Genomic DNA, 25,515 nt, shown 5'->3' on the forward strand with positions numbered 1-25,515 from the left:
GGTCTCGCCGGGAATCAGCCAATGACTTTGCTCCGTCGCTTGGTCTCCGCAAAAGGAGCAATCAATAAGATTCGAATGTCGAACGCGCCCCTTGCGTTCGACCGGAACTTTAACCAACGATCAATGTCGCAATTCTCAATCAGCGGTCGATTCGCCAGCGGGCGGCCATTCCGAGGGAGCCGTCCCAGCGTGGCGCAGGGATATCCATACCCGCCGATTGGGGTGATCAGGGCCTTACGACAGCCCTCGAAACACCTCGCAAACAACTTGCGAAGGGCTATCTGTTGATAGGGCTGCAACGTTTCGCCTTTGGCGCCGACGTCGAGCGTAAGACATGTTTAACCATGCTCGTGCACCTATTCCCGTGACCACGGCCACCGCCGGAAGCGCACGGTCAAGAACGGCTCGGTCCTGGCCGGCTATGGCACACTCATGATGAAGAACGCACTGGCCAACACGATGCCAACCCTGACTATTCAGCTCGTCCAGTCGCTGAACTGGAATGCATAGTCATAAAGGATTTCCCTGTGCCTGAAATTCGTTCATATGATAGCGCGCACTTGTATTGTGGAATCGTTTGGGGCGCGGAAGTTCACGACGTTGGGGCGGTCGATGACGTTGGACGAATAGTGCTGCGGAAACGGGTTCAGAGCGACCCTGCGGGACTCACCCATTTGTTGACGCTGCTAGCTCGAGCCGGTGACAGTCCACACCATCCGATACCCCTAGCGGCCGAAGTCGACCGCAGGTTATGGGTGAGAGCTCTGCGCTCCGCCGGCCGTCCCATCTACTCCATCGATGCGCTGGCGTCCGCGCGATATCACACAAGTCACGCAGTGTCGGCAGCCAAATCCGCCAACAGCGGCCCGGTGCTGCTCGCGAACATTGTGCGCACCAACCAGGCCGCCCTCCGGCCGCTACCGCCTTATACCGGGCCGCCTGATGCTCTTGGAGCGCTGGCTCGAGACCTACAAAACGCGGTATGGCTGCGTCAGCAGCTTGAGAATCGGATCGTCGACCTGCTCATGGACTTCTACCCAGCCGCCATCGCCGCCTTCGCTGACCCCCTCCAAGGCGGGCTGGTCCGTCGCGATGCTCGCATGCTCCTATCCGTCGCACCGAACCCGAACCGGGCCGCCGCGCTGACAACTAGCAGGCTGCGCCACCTGCTCCGCAATGCCGGCCGTCAACGTCATGTCGACCGCGACGCAGAGCGGCTGCGGCAGGTCTTCACCGCAACCTACCCACAGCAGCCGACCCATGCCGAGACGGCGATGGGAATTCGCCTGGCAGGGCAATTGGCGCAGCTAGAAGCCGCGTGCATCACCGTTGATCGACTCATCGAGCAGGCCAGCGCCCAGTTTGGCTGACTGCCAGGACGCCTTGTTGTGCAGGTGTCCCAGCAGATGCCGTTCCCGAGCAATGAACTTCGCTCCGATATGGCCGCTTCTTCGTTTCTGTCGGCGGCCACGGAGAAGTCCCGATGGGTAGCCGGCCGAACGTGGACTGGGCCGGTCTCGATCGCGGTTTCCCCAACGGAGTCCCCAGTAGCTCCGCCGTTTCTGGCCGTGCATTGAATACGCCCGGACTGGATGCTTACCTCGGAACAGATATTTGGTCAATCAGGACGTCGGGCTGGAAACGACGACGAGCGACCAATTGATTGGCGACCCCATTGAGTTCGGATCGTCTGACGCGCTTGGGCCTGCTGGCCTCGGCTATCGCGGCTCGTAGGCTGCGAGTATGCCCGGCCGTCACGGGGATTTGATCTGGAGAAATAGCGGTCCGGTTTCATCGATGCCGGTCTGCGGGACACGCGGTAGGCCCGGACGCCCGCATGTTCGTGGTTGCCAACCGGCTGCTTTGCGGTAAGGCTTTCTATAGGGTGGCGAGGCTATCGCTGAGCATCCCGCCTCCCGGCGCTTCGCGGAGCGCCCCACCTATAGAGAGCGACAAACATGGCTGACACCACCGAGGCTGTCGAAGTTCGGTTCGAGTCCAAGATGATGATCGACGGCAAGCTCGTCGATGGCCAGGCCGGCACCTTCACCACCATCAACCCGGCCACCGAGGAGCCGCTAGGGGAAGTCGCCGACGCGTCGAAGACCGATATGCACCGGGCCATCGATGCCGCCCGGCGGGCGTTCGATGAGACCGACTGGTCAACCAACCGTGCGTTGCGCAAGCGCTGTTTCGAACAACTCCAGGAGGACATCGAGGCCGAACGGGAAGAGCTACGTGAAGAACTCATCCTCGAGGCCGGGGCGCCTCGCGCGATTACCTTCGGACCTCAGCTGGATGCGCCGCTAGCCGACGCGCTGCGCTATCCCGTCAAGCTGATCGACGAATACCCGTGGGAAACCGACCTGGGTGACGTGCTGGTCAGTATCACGGGCCAAATGACCACCCGCAAAGTCTGGCGGGAGCCGGTCGGGGTGGTCGGTGCGATTGTGCCGTGGAATTTCCCGTTCGAGGTCACCATCAACAAACTCGGCCAGGCGCTGGGCACCGGTAACACCGTGGTACTCAAACCGGCGCCCGACACCCCGTTCAACGCGACCCGCCTGGGCCGACTGATCGCCGAGAAGACCGACATACCACCGGGAGTCGTCAGCGTGGTTACCGCCTCGGACCACCTGGTGGGGAAGGAGCTCACCCTCTCGCCCAAGGTGGACCTGATCTCGTTCACCGGCTCGACCGGCGTCGGGAAACGGATCATGGAAAAGGGCGCGGCCACCATGAAGCGGCTGTTCTTGGAGCTGGGCGGTAAGTCGGCCACCATCGTTTTGGAAGACGCCGAATTCGGCTTGGCATGCGCGATCGGTATCGCACCCTGCATGCACGCCGGGCAGGGCTGTGCCAACCCGACCCGGATGCTGCTGCCGCGATCGCGCTACGACGAGGGGGTGGCGATCCTCAAGAGCATCTACGACAACGTTATGCCGGGAGATCCGCAGGACCCCGCCACGCTGTGCGGCCCGGTGATCTCGGACAAGCAACGCAAACGCGTGCTTGGATACCTCAACAAAGGTGTCGAGGAAGGAGCCACCTGCCTGGTCGGCGGGCCGGATGCCCCGACCGGATTCGACCGGGGATTTTATGTGAGGCCAACGCTTTTCGTCGACGTCGACAACTCTATGACCATCGCCCAGGAGGAGATCTTCGGCCCGGTGCTGTCGGTGATCCCGTTCGACACCGAAGAGGACGCGATCCGGATCGCCAACGACAGCGTGTACGGATTGGCCGGCAACGTGATGTCGGGTTCGTTGGAGCATTCGCTGGCGGTAGCCCGGCGGCTGCGGGCCGGCTTCATCGGCGTCAACGGTGGCGCCCCCTACGGGGCCGATACACCGTTCGGCGGATACAAAGACAGTGGCGTGGGTCGTCAAAACGGTGTCGCTGGATTCGACCAGTACACCCAGATCAAATCGCTGGGCTACCCGGCCGGATAGGGAGGAGCGATTGCGGTCCGTTCTAGAGGATCGCATCGGCCGGCAGCTCTCCAGGCCACGGGTGGCCGGTCTCGCGCCAATAGCCGCGGCATCTAGGCCAATTCAAGCAGTGTTGAGAATTCATAGAGGGCTTGGCTGTTTAATCGATGCACGGTGCCCCGCCATGACCACGGAAAGGACGAACCGACTGACGGCGATGGACGTCGATCGGGTCGGTCCGGTTGTCGACGCGAGAACGACAACCAAACCCTGACATCGGCCGGGGAGGGACACCGGCGGAAGACGGATCAGTACCCACAACGAGAACTCTTGAATATTGATGTTCGACTGCGAGTCAGGCTTTTGGCCAAGGACGTAACCACGTATGCGGACCTGCATGCGGGGCGGGGCGTTCGTGGTCTCGTGGCGCCGGAAGAAGTTGAGATCCGCAGCGCTGCTCAGCTTGTGACCGTGTCCGGCGTGCTATGCCCAGTTCCAGAGTTACGGAAGGATTGGCAGTGATCGATCTGCTCGCGAGCCCACAGGCGATGACCGCAACGGCTACGGAAGTGGCTGAAATAGGTTTGGCGATCAATCAAGCTGATCTGGCGGTGGCAGGGCCAACAACCGGCCTGGCTGCGGCGGCCGCCGACGAGGTGTCTGAGGCCATAGCGACGCTGTTCGACAACTACGCCCAGGGGTACCAGGCGGGCAGCCGGCAAGCGGCGGCGTTTCACGATGCGTTTGCGCAGACGTTGTTCGCGGCCAGCGACTCGTATGTGCGCGCCGAGGCGGCGGCCGTGAAGGCGCTTGCGGGGCTCACCGAACCAGTCGCGAACCTGTTCGCGCCGGTGCTCAGCGGCCCGGAAAGTGTGGCGGCATCAGCGACGGCGTTGCTGTCAGGGGCTCCTCTGAAACCCGTTGAGGCCGCGTTGATCCTGAGTGAAAGTGGTGTGCCGACACCTTCGGCAAGCTACATCAGCGACGTCTACACCCAGGGCTCCGGCGTTGTTGATTAGCAGGCTTGTGAGCTGGGGAATTGTGGATTGAGGAGGTCTAGGCGGCGGTTGGCGGTCAAAGCGGTGATCCGGCAGGCTTCGGCGATGTTGTCGGCGCCGTTGAGGCGGTGCAGATTGATCGCGGTGTTGCGTAGCGTTGCTAGGACCTGTGCGCCGTTTCCGGTATGTGCCCTTTGACGGTCTTCGTCGAAGGTGACGTCGCGTATCCAGTGCAGGCTGTTCTCGATTCCCCAGTGTTGACGCATCCAGGTCATGATCGCGGTAGGGCGGGCGTGCTCGAACGGCAGGCTGCAGATGGCATAGACCACCTCCACGCTGCGCTGGTCGGTGGCGGTGATCAAGCGTTCACGAGTGATCCGGATGATTTGTTTTGCGTAGGGGAAGCCGATTCCTCGTGCAGCGGTGATGATTTGCAGGGTGCGGGTCTCGACACGGCCGTGGCCGCGGGAGTCGTCGGTAGCGGCTGCGGGCACCTCGGCCCAGGGCAGCGCGGTGATACGCGCAAGTATTTTGGCTTGGTTGGACTTGACGATCATCAGGTAGTGCGACTTCAAGGTGGCGCAGATCAACTTCGCGGTGACGACCTGGGTATGCATCGCATCCACGGTGACCAGCCACCGCAAGCTACCCGGCAGCAGCGTGAGCAGGGCACGTACGCAGGGAATTTCATTGCTTTTCTCGGCGACAGCGAGTTGACCGAGCACCAATCGGGCACGGTGGGCGAACACCGACACGAGATGCGTGGCTGTCGCTTTGGCGCGTAAAGCACCACGCAAGCAGGGAATCGTCAACTCGGGCGCTGCGCTCCAAGCCCAGGGGCCGCCCAGCATTCCGCTATCGGACATAGCGCACACATTGACGGCGAATCCGCCATGGGCAGGTACGCCGGCGTTGCCGCCTTCGACATCTCCGGCCTCATCAATCGAGGACTTCATCTTGGCGGTGCAGGCGGCGAATAGCTCGATCTCGCGTGGCTTCGTCAAGACGCTCTCGACGGCCTACGCGACATTGCTGCCGACCACGGATATCGCCAGTGAGCTTGTATTCACTCTGCCCAGCTACAACCTCAACCTGTTCCTGGACGGAGTGATCCAGGCAATCAACGGCCAGCCCATAGAGGGACTGATCAACGCGATCGGCAATCCGATCGCCGCCAGCACGGGACTGATCACACTTGCCGGCGGATTCCAGTTGATAGTCATCTCGTACGCACTCGACACGATCCTGTTCGGCACACCACATCCGCTTCCCTGACCCGCGGGAGATCCCGCACCATCGCAGGGTTGCCGTGGCGTAGCGGCGGCGCGCGGCCCGGGGGGCTAGTTGAAGAACCCCGATTGGTCGGGGTTGGCATTGAATCCTCCGGAGCTGTTGTTGCCCGAGTTGGCCACGCCCGAAGTCGCGGTAAGGAGGCCGTTTGTGGCCGAGTTGGCGATGCCCGCGGTCCGGAAACCGGTGTTGAACAGGCCGGTGTTGAAGCTGTCGGTGTTGTTGATTCCCACGCTTTGGCTGCCGCCAGCGTTGAGCAGACCCGAGTGACCTCTGAACAGCGCGCTCGTGTTGGCGTTGTGGAAACCGGAGTTCGTGTCGCCGGTGTTGTTGAATCCTGAATTGCCGCTTCCGTTGTTTCCGAAACCGGAGTTTGTGACGGCCTGGTCGGCCGAGCTGCCGAACCCCGTGTTGAGGTCGCCCGAGTTGATCCCGTCGGTGTTGGTGTTGCCGGAGTTGCCCCACCCGGTGTTGTGGTCGCCCCCGTTGAAGTCGCCGGTGTTCAGGGTGCCTGAGTTGAAGCTGCCGGTGTTGTAGGAGCCGGAGTTTCCGGCGCGCATGTTTGCCGCGCCCGCGTTTCCGAAGCCCATGTTGCGGTCGCCGGCGTTGCCAAAGCCGAAGTCGGCGCTGCCGGCATTGCCAAAGCCGGTATTCGTGGATCCGGCGTTCCACAAACCGGTGTTGGTGTCACCGGAGTTCGCCAGGCCGAAGTTAGCGTCGCCGGAGTTGAAGAAGCCAACATTGTTGTCGCCCGAGTTGAACAACCCGATGTTGTTGTCACCGGTATTGCCGAAACCGAGGTTTCCGGCACCCCAGTTCAGCGCGCCGATGCCGACCAGGTTGTCGCCGGTGAGCGCGAAGCCGATGTTGTTGCTGCCGTTGTTGCCCAGGCCAAGATTGTTGTTGCCGAAATTGCCCAACCCGACATTTGAGTTGCCGTGGTTGCCGCTACCGAAGTTGGTGGAGCCGGCGTTTCCGCTGCCCAGGTTTCTGCTTCCGGTGTTTCCGCTGCCGAAGTTGCCGGCACCGTGGTTCCAGCTGCCGATGTTGCCGTTCCCTAAGTTTCCGAACCCGAGGTTTGCGTCACCGTGGTTTCCGCTGCCCAGGTTGAGTGCTCCGATGTTGCGGCTACCGAAGTTGGTGGAGCCGGTGTTTCCGCTGCCCAGGTTCGTGTTTCCGGCGTTGCCGCTGCCCAGGTTGGCCTGTCCGATATTGCCGAATCCGAAGTTGGCGTCGCCGGTGTTGCCACTGCCCAGGTTGTAATCGCCGATGTTGCCCAAAACGAGGTTGCCCACGCCGGCATTGCCGATGCCCAAGTTGGGAGCCGGTAGGTCTAATGCGGGCAACTCTGACGTCGTCGCGGCGGCCAGGCCGTCCGTGCCGGTGAGCACAAGACCAGAGGTGCCGAAGAAGCCGGACTGCTCGTCGCCGGCGTTGAATACACCCGAGCTGCCGTTGCCGGAGTTGAACAGTCCCGAGGTGTAGGGGAACACGGCGCCGCCGCTGGAGTTCCCCGCTCCGGTGTTGAATGTCCCGTTGTTGAACAGACCGAAGTTGTCGTCGCCCAAGTTGCCGATGCCCGCGTTGGTATTGCCTGAATTGTTGATACCGGAGTTAACGGTCCCGCCCGCGTTCAGGAATCCGGAATTGCTGTTGGTGCTGTTGAAGAACCCGGAACTGAAGCTGCCGGCATTATTGAAGCCCGAATTTCCGGAACCGGCATTCCGGAATCCCGAGTTCGCTACGGACTGGTCCGCCGGACTTCCCATTCCTGTATTGAGGTCACCAGAGTTGAAGAAACCCGTATTGGTGAAACCCGAGTTGCCCAGTCCGGTGTTGTGGCCGCTCGACTTAAAGTATCCGGTATTCATGCTGCCGGAATTGAAGTCGCCAGTATTGAAGTTGCCCGAATTGAAACTTCCCGTATTGAGCAGGCCCGCGTTCCCGAGGCCCACATTCCAGGGCTCCGGCGTTGTTGATTAGCAGGCTTGTGAGCTGGGTTGATGATCTTTGGTGCCGCGCTATTGGGGCCGGAGTGTAGGCACGGGCTATCTGGAGAACGATCGAGTTGGTTACTGTTCGTCGTTGGTCTGGAGTTGCCCGTGCCTATCGTTTCAGTATTGCCTGTGTCGTCGGTTCCAGAGGTGTTCGACCGCTGGAGTCCTGGTGAGCGCAGCGAGCTCATCGGATCGGAGTTTCTCGATGTGTTGGCCTCGGTGCCAGACCCGAGGGGCCCACGCGGTCGGAGGTATTCGCTGATGGCTTTGTTGGCGATCGCGGTTCTGGCCACTGCCGCGGGGATGCGCGGCTATGCTGGTTTTGCCACATGGGCGGCCACCGCTCCCGATGATGTGTTGGCCCAATTAGGGGTCCGGTTCCGGCGGCCCAGTGAGAAGACCTTCCGCGCTGTTTTGTCTCGGCTAGACCCCGCCGACCTCAACGCCAGGATGGGCAGTTACTTCACTGCACACGTGGCCAACAGCGACCCCAGTGGATTGGTGCCGATCGCGTTGGACGGCAAGATGCTGCGTGGTGCTTTACGCGCCAAAGCGACAGCCACGCATCTCGTGTCGGTGTTCGCCCACCGTGCCCGATTGGTGCTCGGTCAACTCGCTGTCGCCGAGAAAAGCAATGAAATTCCCTGCGTACGTGCCCTGCTCACGCTGCTGCCGGGTAGCTTGCGGTGGCTGGTCACCGTGGATGCGATGCATACCCAGGTCGTCACCGCGAAGTTGATCTGCGCCACCTTGAAGTCGCACTACCTGATGATCGTCAAGTCCAACCAAGCCAAAATACTTGCGCGTATCACCGCGCCGCCCTGGGCCGAGGTGCCCGCAGCCGCTACCGACGACTCCCGCGGCCACGGCCGTGTCGAGACCCGCACCCTGCAAATCATCACCGCTGCACGAGGAATCGGCTTCCCCTACGCAAAACAAATCATCCGGATCACTCGTGAACGCTTGATCACCGCCACCGACCAGCGCAGCGTGGAGGTGGTCTATGCCATCTGCGGCCTGCCGTTCGAGCACGCCCGCCCTACCGCGATCATGACCTGGATGCGTCAACACTGGGGAATCGAGAACAGCCTGCACTGGATACGCGACGTCACCTTCGACGAAGACCGTCAAAGGGCACATACCGGAAACGGCGCACAGGTCCTAGCAAGGCTACGCAACACCGCGATCAATCTGCACCGCCTCAACGGCGCCGACAACATCGCCGAAGCCTGCCGGATCACCGCTTTGACCGCCAACCGCCGCCTAGACCTCCTCAATCCACAATTCCCCAGCTCACAAGCCTGCTAATCAACAACGCCGGAGCCCTGGCCCACATTCGAAGAGCCGCCGTTTCCGGCGCCCACGCTGTTGACGCCAGAATTGCCGAAACCAAAGTTGCTCAGGCCGGAGTTCCCGAAACCGGTGTTGGTATCGCGCCCGTTCCAGAAGCCGGTATTGATATCGCCAGCGTTCTCGAACCCAAAATTTCCGCTTCCGGAGTTGAAAAATCCGATGTTGTTGTCGCCGGAGTTGAAGAAGCCAATGTTGTTGGTGCCGGAGTTTCCAAAACCGAGGTTCCCGGCACCCGAGTTGAGTGCGCCGATGCCGATCAGATCATCGCCGTTGAGGCCGATGCCGATGTTGTTGTTCCCGTTATTGCCGAGTCCAACGTTGTTGCTGCCGAAGTTGCCGAAGCCCACATTGGAGTCGCCCGCGTTTCCGCTGCCCAGGTTTAGTGAGCCAGTGTTGCCGCTGCCGAAGTTCGTGCTGCCGTTGTTCCCGCTACCCCAGTTGAGGGAGCCGAAGTTTCCGAGGTCCAGGTTTGAACTACCGGCGTTGCCCCAGCCGAAGTTCGCGTCGCCCACTGCATTGCCGAAGCCAAAGTCGAGGCTGCCCAAGCGGTTTCCGCTGCCGAAGTTGATGTTGCCGGTGTTGCCGCTGCCGAGGTTGAAGAAGCCCTGGTTCCCGCTGCCCAGGTTCGCGTTGCCCGCATTTCCGCTGCCCAGGCTGGCGTCGCCGATATTTCCGCTGCCCAGGTTGAACGATCCGGTGTTGCCGCTGCCCAGGTTGTAGTCGCCGATGTTGCCGACACTTAGGTTCGCGAAACCGATGTTGCCGATGTGCAGAACCGGGAACCCAACCGCGGCCGCGCCGGGCAGCGCTGCGGCGGCCGCGGGCCCGGGCGGAGGCAGTGCCGTCGTGGCCCCGGCCACCCGGTTCTGCAGGGTGCGCAACGCCTGCTGCCACGGTGCCAGCTGCGCGGCCACCGCTGAGGCTCCACTGTGATAGCCCGCCATCGCTGCCACGTCCTGGGCCCACAGCTGATCGTATGCGGCCTCGGTCGAGGCGATGGCAGGGGCGTTCTGGCCGAACAGGTTTGACACGACCAGCGAGACCAACTGATTGCGGTTGGCCGCCACTAGCTCGGGATGTGCCGTCGCCGCTTGCGCCGCTTCAAAGACGGCAGCGGCCGCGTTAGCCTGGGCGGCCGTCACCGCGGCGCGCGCCGCTGCGGTACCCAGCCAGCTCGCATAAGGTCTGGCCGCAGCGGCCATCGCCGTCGCCGCTGCGCCCTGCCACGCCTCGCCCACGAGTCCCACGGTGATCGCGGAGAATGACTGGGCTGCTGAAGCCAGGTCGGCGGCCAGCGCGTCCCACGCCGCCGCGGCGGCCAGTGTTGGGCCGACCCCGGCGCCGGCGAATATTCGTGCCGAATTGATCTCGGGCGGCAACATCATAAAGTTCATCACGACACCCCTTCGGTGTTGATCCAGGCCGACGTCGGCAACGGAAACCAGCAGCGGCCGGCCCTGCGTCTCCCCAACCGTCCACAGCCCGGAATGCGGCTATCCGGCAGGGCTCCGGCGTTGTTGATTAGCAGGCTTGTGAGCTGGGTTGATGATCTTTGGTGCCGCGCTATTGGGGCCGGAGTGTAGGCACGGGCTATCTGGAGAACGATCGAGTTGGTTACTGTTCGTCGTTGGTCTGGAGTTGCCCGTGCCTACCGTTTCAGTATTGCCTGTGTCGTCGGTTCCAGAGGTGTTCGACCGCTGGAGTCCTGGTGAGCGCAGCGAGCTCATCGGATCGGAGTTTCTCGATGTGTTGGCCTCGGTGCCAGACCCGAGGGACCCACGCGGTCGGAGGTATTCGCTGATGGCTTTGTTGGCGATCGCGGTTCTGGCCACTGCCGCGGGGATGCGCGGCTATGCTGGTTTTGCCACATGGGCGGCCACCGCTCCCGATGATGTGTTGGCCCAATTAGGGGTCCGGTTCCGGCGGCCCAGTGAGAAGACCTTCCGCGCTGTTTTGTCTCGGCTAGACCCCGCCGACCTCAACGCCAGGATGGGCAGTTACTTCACTGCACACGTGGCCAGCAGCGACCCCAGTGGATTGGTGCCGATCGCGTTGGACGGCAAGATGCTGCGTGGTGCTTTACGCGCCAAAGCGACAGCCACGCATCTCGTGTCGGTGTTCGCCCACCGTGCCCGATTGGTGCTCGGTCAACTCGCTGTCGCCGAGAAAAGCAATGAAATTCCCTGCGTACGTGCCCTGCTCACGCTGCTGCCGGGTAGCTTGCGGTGGCTGGTCACCGTGGATGCGATGCATACCCAGGTCGTCACCGCGAAGTTGATCTGCGCCACCTTGAAGTCGCACTACCTGATGATCGTCAAGTCCAACCAAGCCAAAATACTTGCGCGTATCACCGCGCTGCCCTGGGCCGAGGTGCCCGCAGCCGCTACCGACGACTCCCGCGGCCACGGCCGTGTCGAGACCCGCACCCTGCAAATCATCACCGCTGCACGAGGAATCGGCTTCCCCTACGCAAAACAAATCATCCGGATCACTCGTGAACGCTTGATCACCGCCACCGACCAGCGCAGCGTGGAGGTGGTCTATGCCATCTGCAGCCTGCCGTTCGAGCACGCCCGCCCTACCGCGATCATGACCTGGATGCGTCAACACTGGGGAATCGAGAACAGCCTGCACTGGATACGCGACGTCACCTTCGACGAAGACCGTCAAAGGGCACATACCGGAAACGGCGCACAGGTCCTAGCAACGCTACGCAACACCGCGATCAATCTGCACCGCCTCAACGGCGCCGACAACATCGCCGAAGCCTGCCGGATCACCGCTTTGACCGCCAACCGCCGCCTAGACCTCCTCAATCCACAATTCCCCAGCCCACAAGCCTGCTAATCAACAACGCCGGAGCCCTGGGCTATCCGGCGTGCCTTCTGCCAATAGCGCTGTGCTCGTAGCCCCGTGTGTAAGCCACGCGGTATTGGCAACGTAATACGAAGTCCGTCGTGATTTTTGGCTTTTCGCCGATTTCTTACTGTGTAAGTGAGGGGTGCAATTAATGGAAAGTAATTCTAGTTTCGATAAACTAATAAACTAGAGTTCTATTCTCGCTTTATGTTCGAGGCCTTCGATGGGGTGTGCGGAGATCCCGCACGCAGTCTGGGCAGGGGTAATGGCGTCGTTGCGCGTAAGTCCGGCGCGCCCGGTGTGGTGCCGAGTAGGCGGGCGGATCTCTCGGTGGCAAATACTGGAATTGGAATCTGATTTAGGGCGAAGTGACGATGGCTAGTTGTTGAAACCGGACTGATCGTCTCCAGAGTTCAGGGCGCCCGAGCTGTTGGTACCCGAAATCAGTAGGCCCGAGCTGTCGCTGCCCGAGTTGGCTATCCCCGTGTTGAAGGTCCCGGTATTGAATATTCCTGTGTTATTGCTGCCTGAGTTGCTGAACCCGACGTTGGTAGCGTCACCGGAATTGCGCACTCCAGAGTGGCCGTTCGCAGAGACGCCGGTGTTGCTGTTCTGGAAGCCGGAGTTGCCGTCACCAGAGTTGAAGAAGCCGGAGTTGCCGCTTCCGGAGTGGCCAAAGCCGGAGTTCGGTCCGGCTTGTGTGTCGGGACTGCCGATGCCGGTGTTCAAGCCGCCCGAGTTGTAGCCACCCGTGTTGGCGTTGCCCGAGTTTTCCCAGCCCGTATTGGTCTCAGCCGCGTTGGAGAAGCCCGTGTTGTAGGTGCCCGAGTTGTAGAAGCCCGTGTTGCCGCCTCCACCGTTCCCAAAGCCCATGTTGAAGCTACCTGCGTTGCCGTGCCCCATGTTTTCCACGCCACCATTGCCGAAGCCGAAGTTGAGGCTGCCCCCGTTCCCGAAGCCCGTATTGGTGCCGCCGGAGTTCCAGAATCCGGTGTTGGTGGAACCCGCGTTTGCGAAGCCGAAGTTGCCGTCGCCTGAGTTGAAGAAGCTGATGTTATTGCTGCCCGAGTTGAAGAAGCCGACGTTGTTGTCGCCCGCGTTCCCGAAGCCCATGTTGCCTATGCCGGCGTTCAGGCCGCCGATGCCGATCTGATTGCTGCCGCTGAGCCCAAACCCGATGTTGTTGCTGCCGTTGTTGCCGAAGCCCAGGTTGTTGGTGCCGAAGTTGCCGAAGCCGATGTTGGAGTCACCGTTGTTGCCGCTGCCGATATTGAAGGAACCGTTGTTCCCGGTGCCAAAGTTGTAGCTGCCGGCGTTGCCGCTACCGAAGTTCCCATCGCCGAAGCGGTTCCCGAAACCGATGTTTCCACTGCCGAAGCGGTTGCCGCTACCGAGGTTGAGATTTCCTGAGTTTCCCGAACCGAAGTTGGTATCGCCCAAGTTCCCGTTACCGAAATTGAAGAAACCGTTGTTTCCGTTACCCAGATTTACGTTGCCGGTGTTGCCGCTGCCCAGGTTCCCGTTGCCGATATTCCCGCCGCCCAGGTTGGCTGAGCCAGTGTTTCCGCTGCCCAAGTTGTTGTTGCCGATATTGCCGATGCTCAAGAAGTTCCCGCTGCCGTTGTTGCCAATGCCCAGCGCCGCGGCCGGGCCGGACGCGAGTGCAGCTGCCGCTGACGCGGCCGGTCGAGTTGTGGCCATTGCGGCGACCCGGCCCGGTAGAGCCTGTATTGCCTGCTGCCACGGTGCCAGTTGCGCGGCCACGGCCGACGCACCGCCGTGGTAGCCCACCATCGCTGCCACGTCCTGGGCCCATAGCTCTTCATAGGTAGATTCGGTGGCGGCGATCGCCGGCGCGTTCTGGCCAAACAGGTTGGAGAGCACCACCGACACCAGCTGATTGCGGTTGGCCAGCACCAACTCCGGGTGCACGGTGGCCGCTTGCGCCGACTCAAATACCGCCGCGGCCGCCTTGGCCTGCGTGGCAGCGCCCAGCGCCCGAGTTGCTGCCGCGCTCAGCCAACCGGCATACGGTGCGGCCGCTGCCGCCATCGGGGCGGCAGCGGGCCCCTGCCAGGATCCGCTCGCTAACCCCGAGGTGACCGACGAAAATGCCTCAGCTGCCTCGCCCAGCTCGGCGGCCAGTCCGTCCCAGGCCGTGGCGGCCGCCAGCGTTGGGGCTGATCCGGCGCCGGTGAACATCGGCGCCGAGTTGACCTCCGGAGGCAACATCATGAAGTTCATCAGGTCTTCCCTTCTCCGCTGGCCGCACACTCGGAGACGGCCGATATGTTCGCGAAATCACAAATCCCGCAAGCTGCCTCGCGCGCATCTCAATCGTCCGTCCCCTGTCTGCCAAGCACACCGCGACCTCCCATAGCCGGATTAGGTTGCGGCTGGCGGCCATTGCGGGTGGGGCCGCAGAAACTGCAGTCTCGCCCGCATACGACATCGGGCCAATCCCGTCACACCTTATGCGCGTTGGCAGACAAGACACTATGACAATTGCGGGACGACATTTGCGTTTTCGCCAAAGCGCCTATCTTTGTATCGCCGCGGGCGAAGCCTGTGAGATTTTGCGCGACTCGACGCGCGCGTCCGAGACCAATTGCCCCAGGGGCTGCTCGCCCGATGACGTGGTGCAAGGGAGTTCGGTGCCGTCGCGGTGCGCAGGCTGAACTACCCCGGTCGGGCGCCGTCCACCCGCCTGGGCTTCAATAGATTGAAGTTCAATGTGTTCCTGAAGTGCCTGACGTACGGAAAATGTCAAAGGAGACATCATCATGGCTGAAGCCGTCATCGTAGAAGCGGTGCGCTCACCGGTCGGCAAGCGCAATGGCGCGCTATCCGGCGTACACCCCGCGGATCTATCTGCGCAGGTTCTCAACGGACTGGCTGACAAGGCCGGCATCGACCCGGAGAACGTGGATGACGTCATCTGGGGCTGCGTCATGCAAGCTGGGGAGCAGGCGCTCGATATCGCCCGCACCTCGCTGCTGACGGCCGGCTGGCCCGAAACGGTCCCGGGCGTGACGGTCGACCGCCAGTGCGGTTCGAGTCAGCAGTCGGTGCACTTCGCCGCGGCTGGCGTGGTGGCCGGGCACTATGACGTCGTCGTCGCCGGCGGGGTGGAGTCGATGTCGCGAACCCCTATGGGTTCTTCGCTGGCCAATGGTGGGCGGCCGTATTCGCAGACCTTCCTGGAACGCTATGACGGCCGCATCCCTAACCAGGGCCTTGGTGCCGAGATGATTGCCGAGCAGTGGGGATTGAGCCGAACCATGCTCGACGAGTTCTCCTTGATGTCGCACGAAAAGGCAGCTGCCGCACAAGATTCCGGGGCATTCGATGATCAGATCGTCGGCATCAAGGACCAGGATGGCAACCCCGTACTCAAGGATGAAGGTATCCGGCGCGGAACGCCGATGGAAAAGATGGCGGCGCTGAAGCCGGCGTTCAAGGAAGACGGCGTGATCCATGCCGGTAACTCGTCGCAGATTTCCGATGGTTCGGCGGCACTGTTGTTCATGTCCGCCGAAAAGGCTAAGTCGCTGGGGATGAAGCCGATTGCCAAGGTACACACCGCGGTACTTGCGGGGGCCGACCCGGTGATCATGCTGACCGCGCCGATCCCGGCAACCCAGAAGGTGCTCAAGCGATCCGGGCTCAGTATTGGCGACATCGGGGCATACGAGGTCAACGAGGCATTCGCTCCGGTTCCGCTGGCCTGGCTGCGTGACATCGGCGCCGACGAGAACCGGCTCAACCCCAACGGGGGTGCGATTGCGTTGGGTCACCCGCTGGGAGGATCGGGTGCTCGGCTGATGACCACGCTGCTGTACCACATGCGGGACAACGGAATTCGCTATGGTTTACAGACGATGTGCGAGGGTGGTGGTCAAGCCAACGCCACTGTCTTGGAGCTCTTGTGACAGACGCCGGTGACGACCAGCCCGCCGGGCTGGTCGAACACCGCGGCAATGTCATGGTCATAACGATCAACCGGCCCGAAGCCCGTAACGCCATCAACGGGGCGGTCAGCGTCGCGGTCGGAGATGCGCTGGAATCGGCGCAAAATGACCCCGAGGTCCGCGCCGTGGTGATCACCGGCGCCGGCGATAAGTCGTTTTGTGCCGGAGCTGACTTGTTGGCCATCTCGCGGCGGGAGAACATCTACCACCCCGACCACAACGAGTGGGGTTTCGCGGGCTACGTCCATCATTTCATCGACAAGCCCACCATCGCGGCAGTCAACGGCACCGCCCTATGCGGCGGCACCGAGCTGGCGCTTGCCAGCGACCTGGTGGTGGCCGACGAACGCGCCAAGTTCGGACTGCCCGAGGTCAAACGGGGGTTGATCGCGGCCGCCGGGGGAGTCTTTCGGATCGTGAACCAGCTGCCCCGCAAGGTGGCGATGGAGATGTTGTTGACCGGCGAGCCGATCACGGCATCCGACGCCTATGAGTGGGGCCTGATCAACCAGGTCGTCAAGCAGGGGGCGGTGCTGGATGCGGCCCTGGCATTGGCCGCCCGGGTCACCGTGAACGCGCCGCTGTCGGTGCGGGCGAGCAAGCGCATCGCCTACGGGGTCGACGACGGAGTTGTCGCCGATGAAGAACGGGGTTGGGAACGCACTATGCGCGAGATGTGATCCCTGATTCGATCCGAAGACGCCAAAGAGGGGCCGCTGGCGTTTGCGCAGAAGCGGGAGCCGGTCTGGAAGGCGCGCTGAAGCGCGCGACGACATCGGATGCGGCCGGACGGGTTTGGCTGGGCCGCTTTGGGTCCGTGTGTCGAGTGAATCTCTACGGGGTGGGCTAGTCGCGGCGCCCCGTTTGCCCGGGCGCACCGCCATGGCTTGATCGGGATTTCGTCTCAGCCCTGGCCGTGTGACTTCTACAGGTGAAGCGGCCCCGGTTTGATGTTCTGGTGCGTTCGGTACCTCGGTGTGTGCGATCTGTGTGACGCCAGACCGGTTGTCCTGTTTAGTGTTTCGGCTCGGACTTTGTCGGTGGGTGGGCGGTTGGGGGTCCGCTAGTCGTCTGCGGGTCCCTGCGGCTTGTGGCGGGTGATCGCGCGGTTTTGTTGTGAATGTATTGAGGTCGCGGTTGTTGGATCGCCTTGCTGGGTCTCTGTCGCTTGGGGAAGGCGGTTGTGAGGTGTCGTTTGTGTGGGTGAGTCCGGAGTTGGTGAGTGCGGCTGCGGCCGATGTGGCCGGTATCGGGTCGGCGGTGGGTGCGGTGAACACTGCTGCGGCGGCGGCCACTACCGAGTTACTGGCTGCTGGTGGTGACGAGGTGTCGGCGGCGATCGCGGAGTTGTTCGGCATGTACGGGCGTGACTATCAGCGGATCGCTGTTGGGGCGGCGGGATTTCACGCTCGGGTCGCGGCGCTGTTGGGTGCGGGGGCAGATTCCTATGGGTGGGCTGAGTCCTCAGGTGTGCTGTCGTTGCAGGGTTTGCAGCGCGATGTCTGGGGGATGGTCAACGCTCCTACGCAGATGTTGTTGGGGCGACCGCTGATTGGTGATGGTGCCGGCGGGGGCACTGTGGGTGGGGTGGGGCAGTCGGGTGGGGCTGGTGGGTTGTTGTGGGGCAATGGTGGCGTGGGTGGGGTGAGTACTAATCCCGGTGCTGTGGGTGGTGCGGGCGGCTCGGCGGGTCTGATCGGTGCGGGTGGCGCTGGTGACCGTGGTGGTGCGGGTGGTGCGGGTGGTGTGGGAGGTAGTGGTGGGTGGTTGGCCGGTGTGGGTGGCGCTGGCGGTGCTGGTGGAGTGGGTGCTATCGGCGGTGCCGGAGGTAGCGCGGGGTTGTTTGGCGGTGGGACGGGCGGGTCCGGTGGCAATGGTGGGTGGTTGATCGGTGCGGGTGGAATTGGTGGCGATGGTGGGGCGGGTTTTGCTGGTTTGCCGGGTGGCTTTGCTGGCGGTGACGGTGGTGCTGGTGGCTTCGGTGGTGGCGGTGGCTTGTTTGGGGAGGGTGGCGCAGGAGGCGCCGGTGGTGTGGGCGGCGCGGGTACTAGCGGTGGGGATGCGGTTGTTCCCGGTGGTGTCGGCGGTGTCGGTGGATCTGGTGGGGCTGGCGGGGCCGGAGGCTCTGGTGGTGGCGCTGGCGGGCTGGGTACCGCCGGTGATGGTGGTGTTGGAGGTGTTGGTGGCGTTGGTGGTGGCGATGGTGTCGGGGCTAGTGGTGTGGGCCATCAGCTTGCTGGCGGTGCGGGTGGCGCGGGTGGTGCCGGTGGTGCGACCGGTGCTGGAGGTGCGGCCGGCCAGGGACGTGGCGGCACGGTTGGCGCTGCAGGTGTTGGTGGCACTGGTGGTGTAGGTGGTGATGGTGGTGCCGGGGACTTCGGTGCGGCTGCGAGCGTCCCGGGCGGTGCCGGGGGCACCGGGTGGGCCGGTGGCGCCGGCGGTGCTGGCGGCGCCGGGGGTGCGGCCGCTGCTGGTGGTACTGCGGGTGTTGGCGGCGCCGGTGGTGATGGTGGCGCCGGTGGTGTGGGTGCCGAAGGGGCTGCAGGTGCAGGTGTTGTCGGTGGTGGTGCTGGCGGTGATGGCGGGGCCGGGGGTGCGGCCGGAGCCGGTGGGAGCGGCGGCGGGGGCATTGGGGGTGGAAAAGCCGGAACCGGCGGCGATGGCGGAATCGGTGGCGCCGGTGGAACCGGCGGCGGCGGCGGTAACGGCGACACCTACAGCACTGGCGGTGCCGGCGGGATCGGCGGGGCCGGTGGCGCGGCCGGTTCAGCCGGTGGCGCGGGGGCCGGTTCAGGCGGCGCCGCCGGTAGTGCCGGTAGTGGCGGTAGCGGCGGCGATGGCGGTGCTGGTGGCGCCTCGGGTCGTGAATTGGGCTCAAACCTTGGTTACGCCGGCGGTGTTGGTGGTGACGGCGGTCAAGGTGGCCAGGGTGGGGCCGCCGTCGGCGGGCTTGCCGGAGCCGCCGGTAGCGGTGGTAACGGAGGCGCCGGCGGCGCCGGCGGCGCCAGCGCAGTCGCCCTCGTAGGCGGGGCTGGCGGTGCGGGCGGCGCGGGCGGCCAGGGTGGCACGGCCGGCGACGGCCCAGGCGGGGTGGGAGGTCATGGCGGTAGCGGCGGCTCCGGGGGTATCGGCGGGACCGGCGGCGACGGGTACCAGTCGGGTGACGTCGGCGGCCAAGGTGGCGAAGGTGGCGCCGGAGGGGCAGCCGGGGCTGGCGGTGAGGCCGGGGCCCAGGGACTGGCTGGCGCCGGCGGTACCGGCGGCACCGGTGGGCAAGGCGGAACCGGGGGCATCGGAGCTCAAGGCAGCAACGGGCACGGGGTCGGAGGGCGCCCGGGTACGGCCGGCGCTGTCGGGGGTGCTGGTGGTGCAGGCGGCCAAGGTGGTGCGGCCGGGTTGGATGGCACAGCTGGTGATGGTGGTGTTGGTGGCACCGGTGGGCGTGGTGGTGCTGGTGGTGACGGGGCTGGCGGTGTGGGCCATCAGCTTGCCGGTGGTGCGGGTGGTGATGGTGGTGCCGGTGGTGCGGCCGGAGTCGGAGGTGCCGCCGGCGCCGGCAGTGGCGGCGTGGTTGGTGCGGCGGGTACCGGTGGTACCGGTGGTACCGGGGGTAATGGCGGGGCCGGGGATACCGGTGTGGCTGCGAGCACCCCGGGCGATCCCGGGGGCGTTGGTTTTGCCGGGGGTGCTGGTGGCGCTGGTGGTGCTGGGGGCGCTTCGGGCGTGGGGGGTGTCAACGGTGTTGGTGGTGCCGGTGGCGACGGCGGGACCGGTGGTGCTGGTGGCGCCGGCGCTGGTGGGGATCGCACCGACGGTGGTCGAGGTGGTGTGGGTGGCGCCGGAGGCGATGCCGGGGCTGGGGGCGTGACCGGTGTCGGTGGTAGCGGCGGCGGCGTGGGCAATGCCGGAGTTGGTGGCGCGGGTGGCGTTGGCGGGGCTGGCGGTGCGGGCGGTGCGGCTGATGGGCCGGGCTTGTTCGGCTATGACGGCGGCGCCGGCGGTGCCGGCGGGATCGGTGGCGCGGCTGGCGTTGGTGGGAGCAACGGTGCCGGCGGTACTGGCGGTGCCGGTGGTGTTGGCGGTGTGGGTGCTGATAGTGGGTTGGCGTCGAGGCCCGGCGGGGCCGGTGGCGCTGGTGGCACCGGCGGTGCCGGGGGTGGGGCTGGATCCGGTGCTGGTGGCCTGGGTGCCGGTGGTGACGGCGGGACCGGTGGTGCCGGCGGTGCCGGTGGTCTGGGCGGTCGCGGTGGCGCTGGTGGTTCGAGCACGACCGTGGCTGGTGCCGTTGGTGGCGGCGGCCGGGGCGGGGATGGCGGGAGTGCCGGTGGCGGCGTAGGCGGCGGCGGTGTGGGCGGTGCGGCCGGGTCTGGTGGTGCCGGCGGTGCTGGTGGCAGGGGGATCGATAGCTACGCGGCGGCAGGTGGGCGTGGTGGTGATGGCGGTGCGGGCGGTATCGGTGGAGGTGGGGGCCTCTCCGGGATCGGTGGTGCGGGCGCCCAGGGCGGTAGCGGTGGTGCGGCCGGTACTGGTGGGGATGTTGGTGGTAGTCCCGGCGAGGTGGGCGGGGCCGGCGGCGGTGGCGGCTTCGGAGGTGCCGGTGGTGCGGGTGGTGTCGGTGGCGGTGCTGGCGGTAGCGGTGGTGTCGGTGGTAGCGGTGGCAACGGTGGTTTGGGCGTGGCTACCGGTGGTGCTGGTGGTGTCGGTGGCCAGGGCGGGGCTGCGGGGGCCGGCGGGGCGGCCGGTGCGGGGGCCACCGCGGCCGGTGCCGGCGGGGTCGGTGGTCTTGGTGGCGACGGCGGTAACGGTGGCAACGGAGTCAGGGGCGCCGCTGGTGTCGCCGGTGGTGATGGCGCCGTTGGCGGTGGCGGCGGTGCAGGCGGTGCGGGCGGTCAAGGCGGTGCCGGCGTCACCGGCGGCAGCGCCGGCGCCGGCGGCCAAGGCGGCAACGGAGGACTCGGCGGTCCAGGTGGCGACGGGGGTAGCGCGGTGCGCTATCAGAGGGTCGGGGGTGCCGGAGGTGTCGGCGGTGTTGGTGGTGCCGCCGGCGCTGGAGGTGCGGCCGGCCAGGGTGGTGGTGGTGCCGTGGGCGCCGCCGGTGTCGGCGGCACCGGCGGTGTAGGTGGTAATGGCGGCGCCGGTGACGCGGGTGTCGCCGGGGCCGACGGCGGCGGGGCAGGAGGCTCCGGGTGGGCTGGCGGCCGCGGGCGGTGCTGGCGGGCAGGGCGGGGCCGCCAACGGTGGTGTGGCCGGTGACGGCGGTGTCGGCGGTAACGGTGGTGTCGGTGGTGTCGGTGGCAGAGGCGGGGACGGGGCCAACGGCGCCCCCGGCGGCGGGATCGACGGCACCGGTCGCTCCGGTGGTGCAGGGGGGGCAAGGGGGTTCCGGTGGCAGGGCTGGCTTTGGGGGAGCCGCCGGCGCGGGCGAAGGCGGCGAGTACGGCGCTGCGGGTGTTGGCGGAAACGGGGGCGACGGTGGTGCTGGCGGCCGCGGCGGCTACGGGACCACTCGTTCGGGCGGTCTCTTCGGTGGCAGCGGCGGTCACGGGGGCGTCGGCGGAATCGGCGGCAACGGTGGTTCCGCCGCGGCCGGGGGCGTCAACGGTAACGGCGGCAACGGCGGTATCGGCGGGAACGCTGGCGATGCCGGCAATGGCGCCAATGGCAGCCTGCTACATCACGCTGGGGACGGCGGGAATGGCGGGCGTGGTGGGGCAGGTGGGGCCGGCGGCTTCGCCGGCGACGGTGAAGGTTCTGGCGGCACCGCCGGTTCCGGTGGCATTGGTGGCAAAGGCGGAAATGCTGGTGCCGGTGGAAACGGTGTTCCGGCAGCTGGCGCCGCGGCCGGTAACGGCGGCTTGGGGGGCAGCGGCGGGGCGGGCGGCAGTGGCGCCATCGGTGCGGCAGCCGGCGGGGCAGGAGGTGCCGGCGGCAATGGTGGGACCGGCGGCAATGCTGGCATTGGCGTAATGCGCGGCGCGTCTACACCCGCGTTGGCCGGCGACGGCGGGGTCGGAGGTGCCGGCGGCTTGGGTGGCGTCGCCCGCTCCGTCGGTGGCGTGGGTGGCGTCGGCGGCGACGGTGGCAGCGGCGGAACCGGCGGCATCGGCACCACCGGCAACTCTGCAACCAATGGCTATGGCGGTGCTGGCGGTGCTGGCGGCGCTGGCGGTGTTGGCGGCAATGGCGGCTTTGCTGCATTGGGCACGGGCGGTGCCGCCGGTAGTGGCGGTGGCGGCGGCACCGGTGGCGTCGGAGGCGTGAGCGATTCTCCCACCACATCGAGATCTGTCGGCGGTGCCGGAGGCGTAGGTGGCGTCGGCGGCAATGGCGGTATTGGTGGCAACGGGCAGATCGGCGGCGACGGTGGTAGCGGAGGGGCTGCCGGTGCGGGCGGCGCAGGTGCACAGAATCTGACCCGCAGCATCCAGTCGGCCAACTTCGGTGGTGCCGGCGGCGCCGGCGGTGTCGGTGGTTTCGGAGGGGTCGGCGGTACCGGCACCAGCGGTCTCGGCGGGAGCGGCGGGATTGGTGGCGATGGCGGCGCGGGTGGGGTCGGCGGCGATTGCAGTGTGCCTCTTTCGCCTGGAAACGGAGGTGACGGCGGTGCCGGGGGCGACGGTGGCGACGGTGGCGACGGCGGGAACGGTCAGCCTGGCGGGCCCGGAGGCGCCGGCGGTGGGGCTGCCTCCGGCGGCGCGGGCGGATATGGCCAATTAGGTAATGGGGCCGCGGGCGCCGATGGCAATAACGGCACCCCCGGCGCGGACGGCTGACAGTGAGCTGCCGAGGAGATCGGCCCGATCTGGATTCGGGCGGGCAACGATGGCTTTGGTGGCGCCGGAATGACCGGTGGCCGGGGTGCGCAGCGTCGGCCTGGTGTCCGCCCGACCGGGCCGTCAGCTTGCCAGGATGTTTACCCCATACCGGAACACCGGGGGTAACAGTGCGCATGCTGGCACGATGGCACGGCGCGCCGGGCGTGGCGCACTGGCCAGCACCAGCCCGCGCGTGAGCCAGCGGTAGCTGCGCGTAACCCGATGCCACGCAGCCTCATACGACGCCGGGTCATTGTCGGCGATGGCGCGCACCGCGGCGGCCGCTTGCTTGACGGCCAGGCTGATGCCCTCACCGGTCAGCGCGTCTTCGTAGCCGGCGGCATCGCCGACCAGCAGCACGCGTCCGGCGACGCGGCGCGAGACCACTTGTCGCAGCGGGGCGCAGCCCCTCGCGGCCCCGGGACTGGCGCCCCGTAGCTGCTGTGCAAGCCATGGGAACCAATCGATTTCAGGTCGCTGACGGGACAAGATCGCCACCCCGACCAGATCCGGTTCTACCGGGGTGACGTACGCCTCGCCCCACGGAGAGCAGTGCACTTCGACGAACTCCGACCAAGCCGGCACACGGTAGTGCCGGCGCACGCCGTAGCGTCGTGGAGTACCGGCCGTCGCCGTTATTCCGACCGCGCGTCGTACCGCGGAATGCAGGCCATCGGCTGCCACCAACCATTTGGCGCGCACACCCGCGGCGGTCACGCCGTGCGCGTCTTGGACGACATCGGTTACCCGCGTTCTGATCCATTCCGCATCTTGCTCTTTGGCGCGGGCCGCCAGCGTTGCGTGCAATGTGGTGCGGCGCACGCCCCGGCCCGGCCCGGTGCGAAACCGCGCCTCGGCCCGGCGCTGCTGGCTTACATACGCGATGCCCTGGAACGGGACGCCGGCTGGGTCCACATCGAGGGACTTCAGCTCCGCCAGACCACCCGGCATCAGTCCCTCGCCGCACGCCTTGTCGATCGGGCTCTCCCGCGGGTCTGCGACGATGACCGAGAGCCCCCGTTTTCGTGCGTTCAATGCGGTGGCGAGTCCGCCGTGGCCACCGCCGACGACCAGCACGTCGGTGTCGTAGGTCGTCATGAGTAGCCCAGCACGGAGTTCTCCACCCGCAACCGCACGGTCAGCAAGATGGCGTTGGCCACGGTGAAGCTCAGCGCGGTCACCCACGCGGTGTTCACCAGCGGCAGGGCAAACCCTTCGGCCACCACTGCAACATAGTTCGGGTGGTGCAGGAACCGGTAGGGCCCTTTTTGCACCAGCGGTTCGTCGGGCAGCACGATCACCCGGGTGTTCCAGCGTCGCCCCAGCGACGTCACACACCACCAGCGCAGACCCTGGCTGAGCACCAGCACGGCCACCATCGGCCAGCCGAGCCATGGGATGAACGGCCGATGCAGGGCCCAGGGTTCGATGACGCAGCCCACCAGCAGCAGCGAGTGCAAGACAACCATCACCACGTAGTGTGGTTGGCCAAACTCCTTGCCGCCCTGGGCAAAAGACCAGCGCGCATTGCGCTGGGCTATCACCAGCTCGGCCAAGCGTTCGACGACGATCGCCAGAATCAGCAGGTAATACGGACTTACCACGTCAGCAACACTAGTTCAGAACAGAACGCGGGGCCCATCGCGATCATCAGTCCGATCGAACCGGCCGGCGGCGGGTCGGCCAGGTTGGCCCGCAATACATCCAAAATGGACACCGAAGAAAGATTTCCGTTGTTGCGTAGCGAGTTTCGTGTGTGAGCGAGGGCATCTTCGGGTAGCCCCAGCACGGTCTCAACGGCCTCGATCACGCGGGGCCCGCCAGGATGGCAGACCCACGTCGTCACATCCTCGGGGGTCAACCCGTGGTCGGCCAGGAAACTGCGGACGTCCTCGCCCAGGTACTTCTCGGTGACAGTGGCGACGTCGACCGACAAAACGATTTGAAAGCCGCTGGTGCCGATCTTCCAGCCCATGACGTTCTCGGTGTTGGGGTAGATCCGGCTGCGGGTGGCCAGCACTCGAGGGTCGGCATATCCGTTTGACGCCGCACCGGCCCCCCGAACTCGGTGCGCCCCCTTGGTGACCACGGCCGCGGCGGCGTCGCCGAACAGGCTGGAGGCAACCAGATTTGCCACCGAGTTGTCGTGGCGCTGAATCGTCAGTGAACAGAGTTCCACCGCGAGCAGAGCGCCCACCTGATCGGGGAATCCGCGCAGGTAGTCATGCATGCGGGCCACCCCGGCGGCACCGGCCACACAGCCCAGACCGAACAACGGGATGCGTTTGACGTCTTCGCGCAACCCCAATCGGTGAGCCAGTCGCGCCTCCAGGGTGGGTACGGCAAGACCAGTGACGGTGGTGGAGAAAATGACATCGACTTCGGAGGGCCTGACCTTTGCTTCGTCCAGCGCCGCCCGCAGGGCCTGCTCGCCCAAGTCGATAGCGACGTCGACGAAGGCGTCGTTGGCCTCGGTAAAACCGCTGAGCTCGGCATAGCGTTCCAGCGGCAATGCGGTGTGGCGGGCCTCAACCCCGCTGCTGAGCGCGAACCGGCGAAACTCCGGACCGGCGAACTCGGTGAGCGCCCCGATCGCCTCGGCCTGGTGGTAGCGGTTCGGCGGGAACTTCACGGCCACCCCCGCCACATGCGGATCTGTCTTCGAGGTCTGCGTGCCCGCTGGCCGCTGCAAGTTGAAGCACGATGATCTACCCCCGGTGAATGTGTTCATGTGGTCAGTCACGTTGTCGCTTCCGGATCGGTTCAGACCGGCTCCTGCCGGATGGCCCGGCTTCCCCGCG

14 protein-coding genes and 4 pseudogenes are annotated in these 25,515 nt (G+C 65.3%); 10 read left to right on the forward strand and 8 right to left on the reverse strand.

Annotated features, from left to right (window positions below; translation table 11 throughout):
• The first annotated feature begins 527 nt into the window (after nucleotides 1-527).
• The 3 genes from SHTP_RS05630 (at nucleotide 528) to SHTP_RS28550 (ending at nucleotide 4,450) form a co-directional block, all read left to right on the forward strand.
• Nucleotides 528-1,370 (forward strand): IS110 family transposase, encoded by an 843-nt coding sequence (locus tag SHTP_RS05630; protein ID WP_157756272.1) that lies wholly within the window; start codon nucleotides 528-530, stop codon nucleotides 1,368-1,370.
• A 633-nt stretch (nucleotides 1,371-2,003) separates the two neighbouring features.
• Nucleotides 2,004-3,452 carry an aldehyde dehydrogenase family protein gene (locus tag SHTP_RS05640; RefSeq protein WP_096372337.1) on the forward strand — a complete coding sequence of 483 codons (1,449 nt, stop codon included), beginning with the start codon at nucleotides 2,004-2,006 and terminating at the stop codon, nucleotides 3,450-3,452.
• 464 nt (nucleotides 3,453-3,916) lie between these two features.
• Entirely contained in the window at nucleotides 3,917-4,450 is a 534-nt protein-coding gene (locus tag SHTP_RS28550) for a PE family protein (protein WP_265338864.1), read from the forward strand.
• Here SHTP_RS28550 and SHTP_RS05650 read toward each other — a convergent pair.
• Nucleotides 4,447-5,226, reverse strand: a pseudogene (locus tag SHTP_RS05650) (ISAs1-like element IS2404/ISMul1 family transposase); the annotation flags it as partial. The gene SHTP_RS28550 and the pseudogene SHTP_RS05650 overlap by 4 nt on opposite strands.
• Before the next feature lie 160 nt (nucleotides 5,227-5,386).
• Here SHTP_RS05650 and SHTP_RS05655 point away from each other — a divergent pair.
• Complete coding sequence (locus tag SHTP_RS05655; RefSeq protein WP_231991296.1) at nucleotides 5,387-5,704, forward strand: hypothetical protein; 318 nt, start codon at nucleotides 5,387-5,389, stop codon at nucleotides 5,702-5,704.
• Nucleotides 5,705-5,769: 65 nt separating this feature from the next.
• On the opposite strand, the gene SHTP_RS05660 is transcribed toward SHTP_RS05655, so the two are convergent.
• Nucleotides 5,770-7,287 carry a beta strand repeat-containing protein gene (locus tag SHTP_RS05660; RefSeq protein WP_231991791.1) on the reverse strand — a complete coding sequence of 506 codons (1,518 nt, stop codon included), beginning with the start codon at nucleotides 7,285-7,287 and terminating at the stop codon, nucleotides 5,770-5,772.
• Between the two features lie 243 nt (nucleotides 7,288-7,530).
• A pseudogene (locus SHTP_RS30285) lies at nucleotides 7,531-7,674 on the reverse strand (pentapeptide repeat-containing protein); the annotation flags it as partial.
• 147 nt (nucleotides 7,675-7,821) lie between these two features.
• Here SHTP_RS30285 and SHTP_RS05665 point away from each other — a divergent pair.
• The gene (locus SHTP_RS05665; RefSeq protein ID WP_420872944.1) at nucleotides 7,822-9,024 is read left to right on the forward strand and encodes an ISAs1-like element IS2404/ISMul1 family transposase; all 1,203 of its coding nucleotides are present in this window, start codon (nucleotides 7,822-7,824) and stop codon (nucleotides 9,022-9,024) included.
• 11 nt (nucleotides 9,025-9,035) lie between these two features.
• Here SHTP_RS05665 and SHTP_RS05670 read toward each other — a convergent pair.
• Nucleotides 9,036-10,463 (reverse strand): annotated as a pseudogene (locus SHTP_RS05670) (PPE family protein); the annotation flags it as partial.
• Between the two features lie 250 nt (nucleotides 10,464-10,713).
• On the opposite strand from SHTP_RS05670, the gene SHTP_RS05675 reads away from it, so the two are divergent.
• On the forward strand, nucleotides 10,714-11,916 hold the full coding sequence (locus SHTP_RS05675) for an ISAs1-like element IS2404/ISMul1 family transposase (protein ID WP_420872945.1): 1,203 nt from the start codon (nucleotides 10,714-10,716) through the stop codon (nucleotides 11,914-11,916).
• Between the two features lie 390 nt (nucleotides 11,917-12,306).
• Here the strand turns inward: SHTP_RS05675 and SHTP_RS05680 are convergent, their stop codons facing one another.
• Entirely contained in the window at nucleotides 12,307-14,172 is a 1,866-nt protein-coding gene (locus SHTP_RS05680) for a PPE family protein (RefSeq protein ID WP_096370025.1), read from the reverse strand.
• 539 nt (nucleotides 14,173-14,711) lie between these two features.
• On the opposite strand from SHTP_RS05680, the gene SHTP_RS05685 reads away from it, so the two are divergent.
• The 4 genes and pseudogenes from SHTP_RS05685 (at nucleotide 14,712) to SHTP_RS30290 (ending at nucleotide 22,672) form a co-directional block, all read left to right on the forward strand.
• Nucleotides 14,712-15,860, forward strand: coding sequence for a thiolase family protein (locus tag SHTP_RS05685; RefSeq protein WP_096370026.1), 1,149 nt, complete (start codon nucleotides 14,712-14,714; stop codon nucleotides 15,858-15,860).
• A 53-nt stretch (nucleotides 15,861-15,913) separates the two neighbouring features.
• Nucleotides 15,914-16,660 (forward strand): annotated as a pseudogene (locus tag SHTP_RS05690) (enoyl-CoA hydratase-related protein).
• A 427-nt stretch (nucleotides 16,661-17,087) separates the two neighbouring features.
• Nucleotides 17,088-21,152, forward strand: coding sequence for a PE family protein (locus SHTP_RS05695; RefSeq protein WP_197706226.1), 4,065 nt, complete (start codon nucleotides 17,088-17,090; stop codon nucleotides 21,150-21,152).
• Nucleotides 21,149-22,672 carry a hypothetical protein gene (locus SHTP_RS30290; protein ID WP_197706227.1) on the forward strand — a complete coding sequence of 508 codons (1,524 nt, stop codon included), beginning with the start codon at nucleotides 21,149-21,151 and terminating at the stop codon, nucleotides 22,670-22,672. Before SHTP_RS05695 ends, SHTP_RS30290 begins: the two co-directional genes overlap by 4 nt.
• Before the next feature lie 123 nt (nucleotides 22,673-22,795).
• Here the strand turns inward: SHTP_RS30290 and SHTP_RS05700 are convergent, their stop codons facing one another.
• The 3 genes from SHTP_RS05700 to SHTP_RS05710 are packed head-to-tail and all read right to left on the reverse strand — an operon-like array spanning nucleotide 22,796 to nucleotide 25,481.
• Nucleotides 22,796-23,812: an NAD(P)/FAD-dependent oxidoreductase gene (locus tag SHTP_RS05700; protein WP_096370027.1), complete on the reverse strand. Its 1,017-nt coding sequence runs from the start codon at nucleotides 23,810-23,812 to the stop codon at nucleotides 22,796-22,798.
• Nucleotides 23,809-24,318: an isoprenylcysteine carboxyl methyltransferase family protein gene (locus SHTP_RS05705; protein WP_096370028.1), complete on the reverse strand. Its 510-nt coding sequence runs from the start codon at nucleotides 24,316-24,318 to the stop codon at nucleotides 23,809-23,811. The genes SHTP_RS05700 and SHTP_RS05705 overlap by 4 nt, the downstream gene beginning before the upstream one ends.
• Complete coding sequence (locus SHTP_RS05710; RefSeq protein WP_231991579.1) at nucleotides 24,312-25,481, reverse strand: type III polyketide synthase; 1,170 nt, start codon at nucleotides 25,479-25,481, stop codon at nucleotides 24,312-24,314. The genes SHTP_RS05705 and SHTP_RS05710 overlap by 7 nt, the downstream gene beginning before the upstream one ends.
• Nucleotides 25,482-25,515: the final 34 nt, after the last annotated feature.

Origin of the sequence: Mycobacterium ulcerans subsp. shinshuense, from assembly GCF_002355775.1 — a bacterium.
GTDB classification, from domain to species: Bacteria; Actinomycetota; Actinomycetes; order Mycobacteriales; family Mycobacteriaceae; genus Mycobacterium; species Mycobacterium marinum.

Bases quoted from the DNA above. Each gene is read 5' to 3' on its own strand.
- SHTP_RS05640 (WP_096372337.1), top strand. From the start codon at position 2,004: ATGATGATCGACGGCAAGCTCGTCGATGGCCAGGCCGGCACCTTCACC.
- SHTP_RS28550 (WP_265338864.1), top strand. From the start codon at position 3,917: ATGCCCAGTTCCAGAGTTACGGAAGGATTGGCAGTGATCGATCTGCTC.
- SHTP_RS05680 (WP_096370025.1), bottom strand. From the start codon at position 14,172: ATGAACTTCATGATGTTGCCTCCGGAGGTCAACTCGGCGCCGATGTTC.
- SHTP_RS05685 (WP_096370026.1), top strand. From the start codon at position 14,712: ATGGCTGAAGCCGTCATCGTAGAAGCGGTGCGCTCACCGGTCGGCAAG.
- SHTP_RS05700 (WP_096370027.1), bottom strand. From the start codon at position 23,812: ATGACGACCTACGACACCGACGTGCTGGTCGTCGGCGGTGGCCACGGC.